The following is a 15,082-nucleotide window of genomic DNA, read 5'->3' as shown; positions in this document are numbered from 1 at the left end:
ATGTCACAGCCAAATACTGCGCCTCTGAATGCCGCTACCTATTTTATCCAGCACACCACCACCAGCTGGATGATGATACTGATTCTGCTGGTGGGAGGCCTGATCAGCTACCTTGGCCTTGGCCGACTGGAAGACCCGACCTTCGTTATCAAAGAAGCGATGGTTTATACCTATTACCCCGGTGCCAGCCCGCTGCAAGTCGAAGAAGAAGTGACCGCCCGTCTCGAAGACACTATCCAGTCACTCCCCTACATCAAGCATGTGGATTCCATTTCCAGAGCCGGTCTGTCGCAAATTCATCTGGAGGTCAAATCGGAATATCCGGGGGACACTCTGCCACAGATCTGGGATGAATTACGCCGCAAGGTCAACGACAAGGCCAGTGCCTTGCCGCCGGGGTCCGTCGCTCCGATCGTGCTGGATAACTTTGGTGACGTTTTCGGCGTATTGCTGGCGTTGACCGGTGAGGGGTTTGGCTACAGTGAGCTGTTCGACTATGCCGAATATCTCAAGCGCGAGCTGATCACACTGGATGGCGTCTCGAATATCGATATTGCCGGTGATCAGCAGCAGCAGGTCTTTATTGATATCTCCCACGAACAAATGACCAACCTTGGCATCCCCCTGTCACGCTTGTACCAGCTGCTACAAACCCAGAACAGCGTCAGCAATGCCGGGCATATCCGGGTCGGCAGTGAGTATATTCGTATCCATCCGACTGGCGAATTCCAGAGCGTGGAAGAACTGAGCGAGCTGTTGATCAGTACACCGGGGTCCGACAAGCTGATTTATCTGAAAGACATTGCCCATATCAGTACCGGTGTCACGGAGAACCCAACACACCTGGAGAATTACCGGGGTGCGCCATCCTTACGTCTGGGTATTGCGTTTACCGACAACGTCAATGTAATCGAAGTCGGCGAACGCGTGCGGGCCAAACTGGCAGAGCTGGATGCCAACCGCCCACTCGGTATGTCACTGAATACGATTTACGATCAACCCGCCGAGGTGGATGCCTCGTCGCAGAACTTTGTCCTTAACCTGGTCTTGTCCATCGCGATCGTGATCGCGGTGCTACTGCTGTTCATGGGCGTCAGGGCCGGCCTGATCATCGGAGCCATTCTGCTGCTGACCATCCTCGGTACCTTTATTATCATGAAAAGCCTTGGCATCGACCTGCACCGGGTGTCATTGGGCGCTCTGATTATTGCACTGGGCATGCTGGTGGATAATGCTCTGGTGATTACCGAAGGCATTATGGTCGGCTTACAACGGGGTCAGAGCCGGATTCGGGCTGCCTTCGATATTGTCAAACAAACCCAGTGGCCATTGCTTGGAGCCACATTGATTGCGATCACCGCGTTTGCCCCGATCGGCCTGTCGCCGGATTCCATTGGCGAGTTTATCGGCTCGCTGTTTTATGTGCTGATGATCTCGCTACTACTCAGCTGGGTCACCGCACTGACGCTGACGCCGTTTCTGTGCAACCTGTTATTTCGTGAGTCCAGTGCTGCTCCCCACCGCACTGCGGACAACCGTGACGCCGATAACACCACGCCTTATCAGGGTGCCTTGTACACCGGGTATCGTGCGATCCTGAAAACCATGCTGAAGTATCGCGCCCTGTCCACCATCCTGATGGTGATGATGATGGTAGTGGCGGTACTCGGTTTCGGACAGGTCAAACAGGCGTTTTTCCCGCCATCCAATACGCCGATTTTTCTGGTTGATATCTGGCTGCCGGAAGGCAGTGATATTCTTGCAACCCAACAACAGGCACGTCAGCTGGAACAATGGTTGTTGCAACAACCAGGGGTTGAATTCACCTCGTCTACCGTGGGCCGTGGTGAGGTCCGGTTTATGCTGACGTATGATGTCGAGAAAGAATACGCCGCCTTCGCCCAGGTACTGGTACGTACCGAACACCGGGACCAGATCCCGGCTCTGATCACGGCTGCCGAGACGTTTACCGACACCGCCATGCCGGACGCTTTTATCAAGTTCAAGCGACTGGAGTTCAGCCCTGGTACACCGGCCAAAATCGAAGCCCGCTTTTCTGGCCCGGATCAAACCGAGCTGAGACGCTTGGCTGAACAGGCGGAACAACGACTGCGGGATCACCCGGCTACCGACAATATTCGCCATACCTGGCGTGAGCGGGTCAAGGTGATTCGCCCTCATCTGCAAGAGGATGCCGCTCGACGAGCCGGTATTTCCAGACAGAATCTGGATGACCTGCTGCAGCTAAGCTTCTCCGGCAAGCAGGTGGGTATCTACCGGGAAAGCACCCAACTCAAACCCATTGTCTTGCGACCACCGGAGCAGGAACGCCTGAACATCAATAATTTGATGGATTTGCAAATATGGAGCCCGGTATTCAGCCGCTATATCCCGGTTCAGCAAGTGGTTGACCGCTTTGATGTTATTTTTGAAGATCCGCTGATTTTGCGTCGCGACCGCAAACGAACCATCGAAGTACTGGCCGACCCTTCGTTTACCTCTGGGCTGACCGCTAACGAGCTGTTTTTACAAGTGCGGCCAGAACTCGAGGCCATTCCGTTGCCACCGGGCTACCAATTGGAATGGGGGGGTGAATATGAATCGTCCAACGATGCCCGGGCCAACGTATTCGCTTCACTGCCGATGGGCTATCTGGTGATGTTTATTATCACAGTACTGCTGTTTAATGAGTTGCGGGCAGCTCTGGTGATCTGGGCCTGTGTACCACTGGCCATTATTGGCGTTACCGCCGGTATGTTGTTGCTCGGCGCTGAGTTTGGCTTTCTGTCATTGATCGGCTTCCTCAGTCTGTCGGGCATGATCGTCAAAAACGGCATTGTGCTGGTTGATCAGATCCAATTGGAAAACCGCAACGGCAAGCAAGGTTATGACGCCATCTTTGATGCGTCGGTCAGTCGCTTACGACCCGTGACCATGGCGGCCCTGACCACGATTCTGGGTATGGTACCGCTACTGACCGATCCTTTTTTCAACAGCATGGCCGTGGTGATTGCTTTTGGCCTTGGTTTTGCCACCATCCTGACTCTGGGAGTTGTGCCGGTATTGTACAGCTATGCTCACCGGGTCAAGATTCCGGACTAATCCAGGCTAAAGTGCAGAGCGAGCGTATTGGCAATCTATCGAGAGTATGCCGATACGCTGCCCGCCATGCGGCAATCGATCATGGTGAAATAAAAAAACCGCGTTGCTGTGAACGCGGTTTTTTTATGTCCAGGTTGTTAGCCTGTACAAGGGCAGGTCATTGATTCACCAGGGTTAATAACGCTGTCCCCGGTAAAAACGCTTGCCCGTCCGGCTATCCGGCTCACTCTTCTGGGAGGTTACCGGCTCTTCGTAAGCCACTCCCCGGTAGGTCCGTTGCACAACCGTCTGGTCTCCAGTAGGTTGCTCCAGTCCAATCGATCGAAGTTGTCGAAAGGCGACCCCGCGATACATTTCTATGCGGGCCTCAAATCCATCAGGCACCGTTTCTTGCTGCAAGCGCAAGAAGGCCTTGCGCCCGGCCAGTGGCTGGGCTTCCAGAAAAGTAACCGCAGCCTGAAACAATTCACTCCGGCTACTCGATAAGGATTCCATTACCATCTGAAAAGCGGCTTCGGTATCTTTTCGCCACTTTACTTGCTTGCCGGTAATCACCTCGTATTTTAATGCCAGCGCAAACAATGCTTTTTCCGCTGGTGAATCCATTACTGCAATATTCATATAGTCTCTCCTGAGTTGTCTACTATCCCTTTCAGCGACAGAATCTCTGTTCTGGCAGACGTCCTACTACGTACTTCAGATACGTGAATTTCCTGCAAGAGCATTCCTCGCTCTTCGCCATCAGCACGCTGTATTCAGATAACTTGCTGTGCTGACGCACCACTCTGGCAAGCCCCCCCTCAGGACTGAAAATCAACGTATTGAAGGTGGCGTGAGGTTAAATCAATTGCCGTTTGAATGAATAGCCAAAGTCCGTCCAACACATGACTATCCTGTAATATCAATGAACTATATTCTTACAAAGATGACAATCTGGTATAAAAAAGCCATTAGTAGACCAAATAGTCCATTGCAATAATACGGAAAGTAAGTCAGAGGCTATCTTGATACCGATGTTGTTCTTTATGTTGATGAGGCTTGGCTGGAGTTAAGGGGACATCGATTTAATCCTGCACGGCTCTGCGCGAGTGTTGCCGTTGTTCAGGGCAAGGCGACGAATGCAGCGAAATGACGAGTCCTTTTCAAATTCGTCAACACCGCACTGGACGGCGGCAACCCGCGCCCTTCGGGGGCTGCCGGATGATCTCGACTCGGTGTCGCCGACTTTTGACTTGACCCGTCAGGCCTGCAAGTCGGCTTCGTGATTCGAAACCATCCGGTAGCCCAGAGTGAGCACCGGATTAAATAGATGCCCCCTACAGGGCAGCATTATTCGTTTGGCTATTTCACAGAGTAGTAGAAAATTTATCTAACTATTTGTTAAATAATCATTTTTTAGCAGTGAATCGTGGCTGGATTTTTTCTTTTCAAAAAAATGAAAGTCGGATTCCTGTTGATCTATGCAATAGCGGACATAATCTGCCGTGCTATAGTCGCCCAATTCTAACCCTTATTATTGCTGGAAAATCTATGCGACGTATCACTCGTGAGGATTGCCCGCCGGATACCCTTCATCGTCTTCTGGCTGGTGTGACTTTTTACAAAGAACTGATCAGTACCGATCAAACGCAATTCGAACTGCTGATGTCTCAGACCCAATTCGGTTTTGCCGAACAGGGAGAACTCATTCTGCACAAGGATGCCCCTGCCAATATTCTTTATTTTCTCTTGCGTGGCGAGCTGGAAGTGATGGCAGATGACAACAGCGAGACCATCAATATTATCAGCGCAGGAGAATTGCTTGGCGTAATGGCCATGGTGCTCGATGATCGTCGTTCGGCGTCGTTACGTGTTAAAACCCGCAATGCCATCCTCGCCGGTGTCGACTATGAGCATTTTCGTGATATTACCGATTTCTCGACGTTTTCCCTCGCCACCAAGCTGAGTTTTTTCCGCATGCTCACGGCGAATATCCGCTGGAACATCGAGAAAAACCGTTTTGCCAATCCATCCCACCCGCTGGTATCCCGGCTGCGTACCATCCCGCTGTTCTCTGGCTCACGAGATACACCGGAAGAACTGGAAGCTCTGCATGTACAGGCCCATGTACTGGCGGAATTGTTATGCGACTGGAATGCCACTCCGGCCGATACAACCCCGGCTACTTAAGCCCGCGCCCAAGAGGAAATGACTTGGATGTTGTTTCCACAGACTGACACCCGCCCGCACGACACTTTCTCGCCATCTTACCCCGCAGCCCCTCAAAAATGACGACTTTGTACGCCTGAAGGCTTGATTTTCGTACGATTATCAACACCAAAGTATTGCAATGTTCGTTAATTAACTACTATTTCACGAATGTTTTCTGCTCTAGAATAGCCGCCTTACTATTTTATTGGAGATGGATACTTCTTCCCTCTCAATACGGCTACCGTGATGTCTGGTGAACGAAGTCTTTCATCGATTCGGAGCCCGCATGACAGATATACTGCAATACCTGCTGATAGGCTTGGCCGTTCTTGGCCTGCTATCCGTTGTCCTCGAAGAAATCATCCATATCAACAAAGCACAATCGGTGCTCTTCTTTGGCGCTCTTGCCTGGGTCTTGCTGTTTGTATTCAGTAGCAGCAACCCTGATCCCGCCGAGCATCAGCGTGTGATTGATGGGCTGGAAGAAAATATTGGCGAAATCGCCAGCCTCTGGCTGTTCTTGTTGGCCGCCATGACTTTTGTGGTGTATCTGAACAAAAAAGGCATGATCGAAAGCCTGATTTACAAGGTACTGCCCAGCCAGATATCCGAACGCAAATTGTTATTTCTGACTGGGCTGTTCTCGTTTGTGTTTTCTTCGTTAGCCGATAACATCACCGCCACCCTGATTTCCATCGCCCTGATTCTGTCGCTGAACCTGCCGACCCCAAAAACCCTGCGTTTTGCCACTCTGGTGGTATTCGCCGTCAACTCTGGCGGGGTCGCCATGATTACCGGTGATGTCACCACCCTGATGATTTTCCTTGAAGGCAAGGTCTCGATCACCAACCTGCTGTTGCTGTCGATGCCCTCGCTGCTGGCTGTTTTGTTACTCGCCACCATACTGTCCGCTCCACTCACCGATACTGCCATCATTCAGCACAAGACCCATGTCCTGCAAAGGGTCGACTCCGCCATTGCGATTATTTTCCTGTTTACCATTCTCTCCACCATTGCCGGTAATGTGCTGTTTGATATTCCGCCGGTACTGAGCTTTCTGACGGGCCTGGCAGTGATGTTTCTGGTGGCGCATCTGTACGGTGAAGATACGGTCAATGATCCGATTCTGGATTACGTTCGCCAGATCGAATTCGATACCTTGTTGTTTTTCCTTGGCATTCTGTTGCTGGTCGGCGCGTTGAAAGAGATCCACGCCCTCGACACCTTCGTCAAGCTGTACGAGCACCTGCCCGCCTGGTCGGCCAACTACCTGATGGGGTTGTTGTCATCCTTGATTGATAACGTGCCATTAACCGCCGCCTTGCTGAAAGCCGACGTCAGCATGAACCTGGCCGAATGGCTGTCGTTAACTTACGCCGTGGGTGTGGGTGGTTCGTTGCTGATCATTGGTTCGGCGGCCGGGATTGTCGCCATGAGCAAAATTGAAGCACTGACATTCGGTACTTACCTGCGCTATAGCCTGGCCTTGCTGCTGGCTTATAGCGTGGGTTATATCGCCGTATTGGGGTTGGGAATGGCTATTTCCTGAGCCGGTAGATACCGCTGGATTTATGCTTGCCGGGGAGGCTTTGCCTCCCTGTGTTTTCGCCTATCGCCTATCGCCAATTTCCTTCTGCCTGCTCCAGCTTGTTGGTCTGCTCCAGCGTGTTATTGGCGGGTAGCGTTCAAGGTAAACGAAAACGTAGCTCAACTTCAGCGCCGGTAATATTTTCCCGCATTGGTTTGGTCTCCGCCTCTTCCGACTCATCCCAGTACAGTTTGCCCGACATATCCAGCACCGATGCAGGTTGCTGTGTATTAAATACATTGGGCAGCAGCGCCGGGTTGGTACTGAAATTGTACGGCTCTTGTTCAAGGCTATCGGGTAATCGCAGGTTTAATGGCGGGTTTTCTGACTGCAGCATATCCTCTTCCAGCGCTTGTTGCTGCTCGGTCGGTGGTTGCCACTCCGCCACATTTTCCTGGATTTTGACAACGGTATTCTTGTTCTTTGGTTGTTCCAGAGACGGTTCCCTGGACTGTACCGGCGATGGTTTTGAGGTGGTTTCCTGCTGCTTCGGGTCTGCTGCTGCGGAGGACACCGCCTTGATGGCGTTATGATCCGCTGACTGGCTCGCGCCGGTCTGGTCATGTCCCTGATCCGTATTCGCGGACGAATCAGACTCGGTCAGCGGGTCAGTGCCCGCTATCGCTGCCGAAGGCAAGGTTGCAGTCGCACCCACACCGGCCTCATCTGCACCGGCCTGAATAGCAGGTATCTGTTGGCCAGTCAGAGATAACGACGGCTCCACCGAATTTATTCCCAAGTGCTCACGTATTTCAGGGAAAAATGTCGGCCAATGTGGCTCCCTAACCTGCCAATATCCTGCGACCGCTACACCTGTGATCAATATCACCAATCCTGTGGTCAGACCTTGTTGCATGTATCCTCGTTGTTTCTGTCTATGTTGGCTGCCAGCGATCCGTCCGCTGACTTGACGCTACACGTCAACCCAACCGGCTCTCTGGCCAGCAGGTCATCGGGCAGACCGTCGAACGACGTTAAGGGGTAGAGTCTGGAAATAACCACCGGTTCCGCCGCTAGTCGCCGGAGCACAGCACTCCAGACTGCCATAGCAGCGTACAGCCACCCTGGTCAGCGTCTGCTGCCACTGCCTGGTCGCAGGCAACTCCCACCACCGCCACCAGCGTTTTCTGCTGCTGTAACAGCGGCCAATGCGGCCGTAACCAAGGGGGAATACCGGCTTCTTGCCAGAGTTGTTTCAATGATTTGGAAGGACGCCCTGGTGGTCGTAATCTTGGCGTGTTCGACCTCTGAGTATGCGCCTGAAACGATGCCTGAATCTGTAACAGATTCGTCAACTGATACTCCCCTGGCCTGATAATGCCCGCAGGTGTAGCACGATTGGCCTCTGCCAGCACCAGCTCACCAACCGACCAGAACAACAAGTGGGTGGTCGTCACCGGCACACCCGGATCGGTTAATACCAGGGTAGTGGCCGGGGTTATGGGCCAGTCACGCTCAGCCTGTACCAGATGCAAACGTCCCCGGAAGCGCCGCACCTGCACATCTCCCAGTTCTATCAGCACCTGTGCATCGGCCGCGGCATATAACGCCTGTTTGACCAGCGCACCCAGCCGGGCTTCACTGACGACATCAACACCGGCTTGCTGTAACCAGGCAAACAGTAATGGCTCGTGTAATACCGCCGCTTGCCCTTGCCAGGCCTGAATATCCAGACAGGGGCCGACACTGGCGGGCCATTGATCGGCAGCCACACATTGCGCCAGCACCGGTGCCAACAGATGGTCAAAGGCGGATTTATCCGCTGCCAGACGCCGTACCGTACGCTTGAGTGAGTGCTCACGGCCAGGAAACCGCTGCGACAATTGCGGTAACAGATGTTGCCGCCACCAGTTCCGTTCCAGCCGGGTATCCTGATTGGAGGGGTCTTCTATCCAGTTGAGTTGGTGTGTCTGGGCGTACTGACGCAATTGTTGCCGGGAGCAAGCCAGTAACGGCCGTAACAACCGGGGAGCATGGCCTTTGCCGTCTGACGACAAATAACGCACTTGAGGCATCCCCAAGCCGCCCAAGCCACTGCCCCGGGTCAGGCGGCTGAACAGGGTTTCGACCTGATCGTCAGCATGGTGCCCTAACAGCAGCCAGTCGTGCTCCTGGCAATAATGCTGAAAAACCTCGTAACGCGCTTGCCGGGCCGCCTGTTCAAGGCCGTCTTGACGACCTCCTAACGTGACCCGTTCAACCACCAGTGGTATTCCCAGTTGCTGACACTGTTGCTGGCAAAAATCGACCCACTCATCGGCTTCGGCCATCAAGCCGTGGTGAACATGGATGGCGTGTAATCCGGCGCATAACGAAGCGCCACCTTGCTGTTGCCACCAATGCGCCAGCAAATGCAGCAACACACATGAATCCATACCACCACTGAATCCAACCCAGATCCGACCGGCTGGCGTTATCCGCCGGGCCAGAATTTCTGCCAGTGACGTTGCCAGTAACCCGGACTCCGCCTCAGGGGTGCTTGCCATCACTACGCTCTCCCCGTCATCGTGCTGCTGTCGACATCAGGCTAGCCGAACACCAGTTCGACCGCTTGCTCACCAAATTCATAGCGTAGTTGCAGCAACTGTTCATCGGTTGGGTTAACCCGCCATTCTTCGCCGAGGCGAATGTCACAACGGGCGGTCTCGTTACGATAGTCCAGCACCACCGGGCAGCCTCCTTCCAACGGCTGTAATAACTGCCCAAGTGACCGGCAAAAGGTATCATCCAGTTGTTCACCATTCATGTGAATACGGATTGATTGGGCGAAATTCAAACGGGCCTGGGTGATTTCCATGGCGGAACGACCAATGGCTTTCAAACCACCAGAATACGAGTCGTTGCTGATCTGGGCTTCCACAATCAGCACCTTGTCTTTGGCAACCACTTCCCGTACCTGTTCATAAACATCTGAAAACAGCGCCACTTCCATCCGGCCAGAGCGATCATCCAGGGTGACAAAACACATGTTTTCACCGCGCTTGTTTTTCATCAAACGCATATCCACCACCAACCCGGCCAGTTTCTGCGGTTTTTTGCTGTCTTGCAGGTTGGCCAGTTTGGCAGGAGCCAGCTGCCGCACTTCCGCTTCGTATTCATCGAACGGGTGTCCTGTTACAAACAGGCCAAGGGTATCTTTTTCACCTTGCAGACGTTCTTTTAGCGTCCAGTCTCGCAGCTTGCGGAAACGTTCGTACGGATCGGCACCCACCGCTTCTTCGGCCTGTACCTCACCAAACAGATCCATCATGCCGGCGGCTTCGTTGGCAGCAGTCTGGCCGGCGCTTTTCATCGCGTCCTCGATACTGGCCATCAGCACTGCCCGGGGGGCAGCAACCGGCAGGGCATCAAATGCACCACAACGAACCAGGGCTTCGAGTACTCGTTTGTTGAGTTTTTTTCCGTCTACACGCTGACAAAAATCAAACAGGTCCTGGAAGGGTTGACCGGCTTCGCGGGCGGCAATAATGGCCTCAATCGGCCCTTCACCTACGCCTTTCACGGCTCCCAATCCGTATACAATCGCACCGTCATCATTGACGGTAAAACCGAAGTGCGACTGGTTCACATCGGGCAAGACCAGCTCCAGCCCCATTTCCCGACACTCTTCAAAGAAGATCACGACCTTGTCGGTGTTCTGCATGTCGGAGGTTAATACCGCCGCCATAAAAGGTGCCGGATAATGCTGTTTCAGCCACAGTGTCTGGTACGACACCACAGCATAGGCGGCCGAGTGGGATTTGTTAAAACCGTAACCGGCAAACTTCTCCACCAGGTCAAAAATTTTCATCGCCAGATCAGGATCGACTCCGGTATCAATGGCACCGCTGCGGAAAATATCCCGCTGCTTGGCCATTTCTTCCGGTTTTTTCTTACCCATTGCCCGTCGCAGCATATCCGCGCCACCGAGGGTGTAGCCGGCCAGTACCTGGGCGATTTGCATCACCTGTTCCTGATAAACAATAACGCCGTAGGTGGGTTCGAGGACTTCTTTCAGGCTTTCGTGTTCAAAATCCGGGTGCGGATATGCCACCTTGGCACGGCCGTGTTTCCGGTTGATAAAGTCGTCCACCATGCCGGATTCCAGCGGGCCGGGGCGAAACAGTGCCACCAGGGCGATCATGTCTTCAATGTTGTCAGGCTGCAGGCGGCGGATCAGGTCTTTCATGCCTCGGGATTCGAGCTGGAACACCGCAGTGGTCTGGGCTTTTTTAAGCAGGGTGTACGACGCTTCATCATCAAGCGGAATATGCTCAATCTCGACCGGGGGCAGATTTTCCTTGGCGCGCTTGCTGTTAATGGTTTTCAGCGCCCAATCGATAATGGTCAGGGTACGCAAACCCAAAAAGTCGAATTTCACCAGGCCGGCTTCTTCAACGTCATTCTTGTCGAACTGGGTCACCAGACCACTGCCGTCCGGCTCACAGGCGGTGGCGGAAAAGTCGGTCAGTTTGGTCGGCGCGATCACCACACCACCAGCGTGTTTACCGGTCTGGCGGGCGATACCTTCGAGCTTGAGCGCCATTTCCCAGATTTCCTGGGCTTCTTCGTCTTCTTCCAGAAATTCTTTTAGCGGGGCTTCGGCATCGAGGGCTTTTTCCAGCGTCATACCAGGATCACCCGGAATCAGCTTCGACAAGCGATCGGCCAGACCAAATGGCTTGCCCTGGGCGCGGGCAACGTCACGTACCACCGCACGGGCAGCCATGGTGCCGAAGGTAACGATCTGGGAAACCGCCTGACGGCCGTAAGTGTCTGCCACGTAGGCGATCACTTTTTCGCGGTCTTCCATACAGAAGTCGATATCGAAGTCGGGCATCGATACCCGCTCCGGGTTCAGGAAGCGTTCGAACAGCAGGTCGTATTCCAGTGGGTCAAGGTCGGTAATTTTCTGGGCATAGGCCACCAGCGAACCGGCACCGGAACCCCGGCCAGGCCCGACGGGAATATCGTGCTGTTTGGCCCACTGAATAAAGTCCATCACGATCAGGAAGTAACCGGGGAATCCCATCTGGATAATAATATCCAGCTCGAAGATCAGCCGTTCATCATAGGGTTTGCGCTTCTCACGGTATTCTTCGGAGTCTTTCGGAATACCGGCCAGAATCACCTCCAGACGTTCTTCCAGACCCACTTCGGATATCTTGCGGAAAAAATCCGCTTCACTCATACCTTCGGGGATCGGGTAATCCGGCAGGAAATATTTGCCCAGCAGGACTTCAACCGAACAACGCTTGGCAATTTCGACGGTGTTCTGGATTGCCGTCGGGGCATCCTGAAACAACTGGATCATTTCTTCAGCACTACGGAAATATTGCTGATTGCTGTATTCCCGGGGCCGGCGCTTGTCATCCAGCGCATAACCCTGGCCAATCGAGACCCGGGTTTCATGCGCTTCGTAATCGTCGGCGTAAATAAACCGCACATCGTTGGTGGCCACCACCGGCAACCGCAATTTGCCCGCCAGTACCAGGCTGGCTTTCACCAGCGCTTCGTCACCAGTACGGCCGGTACGCTGGATCTCGAGATAAAAACGATCACCAAAAACCCGCTGATATTCCAGCGCCAGTGCCTCGGCATCTTCCAGTTTGCCTTTTAATACCCGCTGGCCAATATCGCCTTCCCGAGCACCGGACAACAGGATCAGGCCGTCGTTTTTTTCGATCAGCCATTCCCGCTTGACCACCGCCTTGTCGTGATACTGGTTCAGGTAGGCCTGGGAAATCAGCTCACGCAGACCAAGATACCCCGCCGGAGTCATACACAATGCCGTTACCCGAAACGGCGCATAGCTGTCTTCCGGGTTCTCAAGCCATAAATCAGCTCCCAGAATCGGCTTGATACCTTGACCCAGACAGCCTTTGTAGAACTTCACCAGCGCATACATATTGCTCTGATCGGTCAGGGCCACAGCAGGCATATCAGCCGCCACGGTGGCACCAATCAGCTTTTTCACCCGCACTGTACTGTCGTAGAGAGAATATTCAGAATGAACACGCAGGTGAACAAAAGCAGCAGGAGACGACATAACAAAGGCCTGTAGTAATACGTAATGATGCGCAGTAGTGCGTCGTGATAATGGATAATCAAACACGGGCAGGGAGTTTACCGCAGATCACACCATCGGATGCTGCAGTGGGCGGGATTCCTGCTCAGCCTTGCTTACGAACAGGACAAGGCTACCCGGACAGGACCCACTCCTCAGACAAGATAGCGACTCAAGGCGGCTACCGTGACGCCACTGACAATCGCCGGTAACGGTTTTTTGACCAGCAGCATAACGCCTGCGGTGGTTATCAAGGCCAGCCGGGCACCACTATCACCGTTAATCACCATCGGCGTCAGCAAGGCGACCAGCACAGAACCAGACATGGCCTGAATAAATTGTTTGACCCGGTAATTGATGGGTACAAACGCCATTACATAAACGCCACCCCAGCGAGTGGCCAATGTCACCAGCGCCATCACCAGCACCACCAGCAAGGCCCCGCCTCCGGCGGTTTCAATGTCCACTATCTTGCTCTCCACCCCAAACAGTACCCACGATGCCGCCTGCCAGGGCACCAACAATCACATGGCTGTTATCGGGTAAGTACCAATATGCCAGCGATGATGAAGCCGCAGCCACCACCCAGATAAACAACATGCGCACATCTTTTTCACCACCCACAATCAGGGCAAGGAAAAAACACCCCATCACCATATCCAGCCCAAAACTCTTGGGATCATTAATGGCATTACCAAAATGCATCCCCAGCCAGGTACCCAGTACCCAAAAGAGCCACAGGGCAATCCCTCCCCCAAACAGCAGGCCCAGACCGGGTTTGCCGCGACTGAACTCCTGCATCGACATGGCCCAATTGGCATCGGAGGCCACCAGCATCATGCCGTAACGTTTTAACGGAGGCTGGTGCCGTAACCAGGGATACAGGGTTGCTCCCATCAACAAATGCCGGGCATTAATGGCAAATACGGTGATGATCATCGTCAGCAGCGGTATCTGTGCGCCCCACAATTCCAACGCTGCAAACTGGGCGGCTCCGGCAAACACCAGGGCACTCATCATCATAATGGTTGAGTCATGCAGGCCGGTCTGTGCCGCAGCCAGGCCAAAAGCCACGCCAAAGGCAGTGACCAGCACAGAAATCGGTGCCAGTTGCTTGAAGCCAGACCAGACCAGCGGTCTGCTGACATGGTGTAATTCGGTATGACGATGGGTCATTATCTAATCCTCTTGCGGCACAGGGTTATCGACACAGCGGCTATCACTCACAAAAACGGGCAATGGATAACAGTGAAGCCCACTCAAACAGAACGCCTGTGGCGGGTACAGACACACAACAACTCTTTTTGACCCGGACAGTAGCGGCAGGCAGAACAAGCGCCTACAGCGATCAAGGTAATACTTGCCAGCTATCTCCCGGCGCACATTCTGGCGGCAACTGCCATGGCCCGATACTGAGCCGGTGTAGTGCCAGCACAGGGTTCCGGAAACGGCCAAACATGCGTTTGATCTGGTGATAGCGACCTTCGGTCAGCGTGACCTGTACTTGCCGCTCAGCCATGATTTCCAGCAATGCCGGACGGGTGGTGATATTTTCGTAAGGGAAATACATGCCGGCCGCAAACGCAGCAATACACTCCGTACTGACCGGGTGCGCCAGCGTGACACGATACACTTTGGCGACCTTGTGCTCCGGGGACATCAGCCGCCGCGACCAGTCACTGTCGTTGGTCAACAACAGCAATCCACTGGAAGCCCGATCCAGACGCCCGACAATATGCAGCTGCTGCAGTTGTTCTGTCGCCAGCGGGCAACCTGGATGCTGGCACAACTGGTCGATCACGGTTGTATGTTCGTCATCGCGGGTCGCACTGACCACGCCTGCCGGCTTGTTCATCCCCAGATACACCGGCTGCTGCTGTTGCAGCACCGCAGCGTCCAGGGTTATCCGATGAAAAGGCCCAATCGGCTGGTTAATATCCCGCGCGACCACCCCGTCAACCGTGATACGTTGTTGCGCCAGCAGCAAACGTACATCACGACGTGAATACGTTGAATGCTGGGCAATAAACCGATCCAGGCGATAGCGACAACTGGCCATACACGCGTCGAAGCTCCGATGACGAAAAAGCCGGTCATGATAACAGTCGACCAGCGCAAATTGCAGCGACAATCACTCCTTCCTGCCGTTATCAGGA

General features: G+C 53.7%; 10 protein-coding genes. 3 read left to right on the top strand and 7 right to left on the bottom strand.

Annotated features, from left to right (window positions below):
* Nucleotides 1-3,102, top strand: coding sequence for an efflux RND transporter permease subunit (locus tag Q8W32_RS05445; RefSeq protein WP_305414045.1), 3,102 nt, complete (start codon nt 1-3; stop codon nt 3,100-3,102).
* Nucleotides 3,103-3,276: 174 nt separating this feature from the next.
* On the opposite strand, the gene Q8W32_RS05440 is transcribed toward Q8W32_RS05445, so the two are convergent.
* On the bottom strand, nt 3,277-3,723 hold the full coding sequence (locus Q8W32_RS05440; RefSeq protein ID WP_303432313.1) for a hypothetical protein: 447 nt from the start codon (nt 3,721-3,723) through the stop codon (nt 3,277-3,279).
* 909 nt (nt 3,724-4,632) lie between these two features.
* On the opposite strand from Q8W32_RS05440, the gene Q8W32_RS05435 reads away from it, so the two are divergent.
* Both Q8W32_RS05435 and nhaD read left to right on the top strand, forming a co-directional pair.
* Entirely contained in the window at nt 4,633-5,271 is a 639-nt protein-coding gene (locus Q8W32_RS05435; protein ID WP_303431902.1) for a cyclic nucleotide-binding domain-containing protein, read from the top strand.
* A 307-nt stretch (nt 5,272-5,578) separates the two neighbouring features.
* Complete coding sequence (gene nhaD, locus Q8W32_RS05430; RefSeq protein WP_303431901.1) at nt 5,579-6,841, top strand: sodium:proton antiporter NhaD; 1,263 nt, start codon at nt 5,579-5,581, stop codon at nt 6,839-6,841.
* A gap of 136 nt (nt 6,842-6,977) precedes the next feature.
* Here the strand turns inward: nhaD and Q8W32_RS05425 are convergent, their stop codons facing one another.
* The 6 genes from Q8W32_RS05425 to Q8W32_RS05400 form a co-directional block, all read right to left on the bottom strand.
* Complete coding sequence (locus Q8W32_RS05425) at nt 6,978-7,604, bottom strand: hypothetical protein (protein ID WP_305414041.1); 627 nt, start codon at nt 7,602-7,604, stop codon at nt 6,978-6,980.
* Between the two features lie 289 nt (nt 7,605-7,893).
* Entirely contained in the window at nt 7,894-9,366 is a 1,473-nt protein-coding gene (gene tilS, locus Q8W32_RS05420) for a tRNA lysidine(34) synthetase TilS (RefSeq protein WP_305414039.1), read from the bottom strand.
* Nucleotides 9,367-9,407: 41 nt separating this feature from the next.
* Nucleotides 9,408-12,908 carry a DNA polymerase III subunit alpha gene (dnaE, locus tag Q8W32_RS05415; protein WP_305414037.1) on the bottom strand — a complete coding sequence of 1,167 codons (3,501 nt, stop codon included), beginning with the start codon at nt 12,906-12,908 and terminating at the stop codon, nt 9,408-9,410.
* Nucleotides 12,909-13,081: 173 nt separating this feature from the next.
* On the bottom strand, nt 13,082-13,393 hold the full coding sequence (locus Q8W32_RS05410; protein WP_305414035.1) for an AzlD family protein: 312 nt from the start codon (nt 13,391-13,393) through the stop codon (nt 13,082-13,084).
* The gene (locus Q8W32_RS05405; protein ID WP_303431896.1) at nt 13,383-14,102 is read right to left on the bottom strand and encodes an AzlC family ABC transporter permease; all 720 of its coding nucleotides are present in this window, start codon (nt 14,100-14,102) and stop codon (nt 13,383-13,385) included. Before Q8W32_RS05405 ends, Q8W32_RS05410 begins: the two co-directional genes overlap by 11 nt.
* A 172-nt stretch (nt 14,103-14,274) precedes the next feature.
* Complete coding sequence (locus Q8W32_RS05400; protein WP_303431895.1) at nt 14,275-15,057, bottom strand: pseudouridine synthase; 783 nt, start codon at nt 15,055-15,057, stop codon at nt 14,275-14,277.
* Nucleotides 15,058-15,082: the final 25 nt, after the last annotated feature.

The organism is Oceanobacter sp. 3_MG-2023, assembly GCF_030688925.1.
GTDB lineage: Bacteria > Pseudomonadota > Gammaproteobacteria > Pseudomonadales > Oceanobacteraceae > Oceanobacter.
This window is presented reverse-complemented; position numbering and strand designations above follow the sequence as displayed.

Excerpts from the sequence above, each read along its gene's own strand:
- Q8W32_RS05405 (WP_303431896.1), bottom strand. The coding sequence starts at position 14,102 with ATGACCCATCGTCATACCGAATTACACCATGTCAGCAGACCGCTGGTC.
- tilS (WP_305414039.1), bottom strand. The coding sequence starts at position 9,366 with ATGGCAAGCACCCCTGAGGCGGAGTCCGGGTTACTGGCAACGTCACTG.
- Q8W32_RS05445 (WP_305414045.1), top strand. The coding sequence starts at position 1 with ATGTCACAGCCAAATACTGCGCCTCTGAATGCCGCTACCTATTTTATC.
- nhaD (WP_303431901.1), top strand. The coding sequence starts at position 5,579 with ATGACAGATATACTGCAATACCTGCTGATAGGCTTGGCCGTTCTTGGC.
- dnaE (WP_305414037.1), bottom strand. The coding sequence starts at position 12,908 with ATGTCGTCTCCTGCTGCTTTTGTTCACCTGCGTGTTCATTCTGAATAT.
- Q8W32_RS05440 (WP_303432313.1), bottom strand. The coding sequence starts at position 3,723 with ATGAATATTGCAGTAATGGATTCACCAGCGGAAAAAGCATTGTTTGCG.
- Q8W32_RS05435 (WP_303431902.1), top strand. The coding sequence starts at position 4,633 with ATGCGACGTATCACTCGTGAGGATTGCCCGCCGGATACCCTTCATCGT.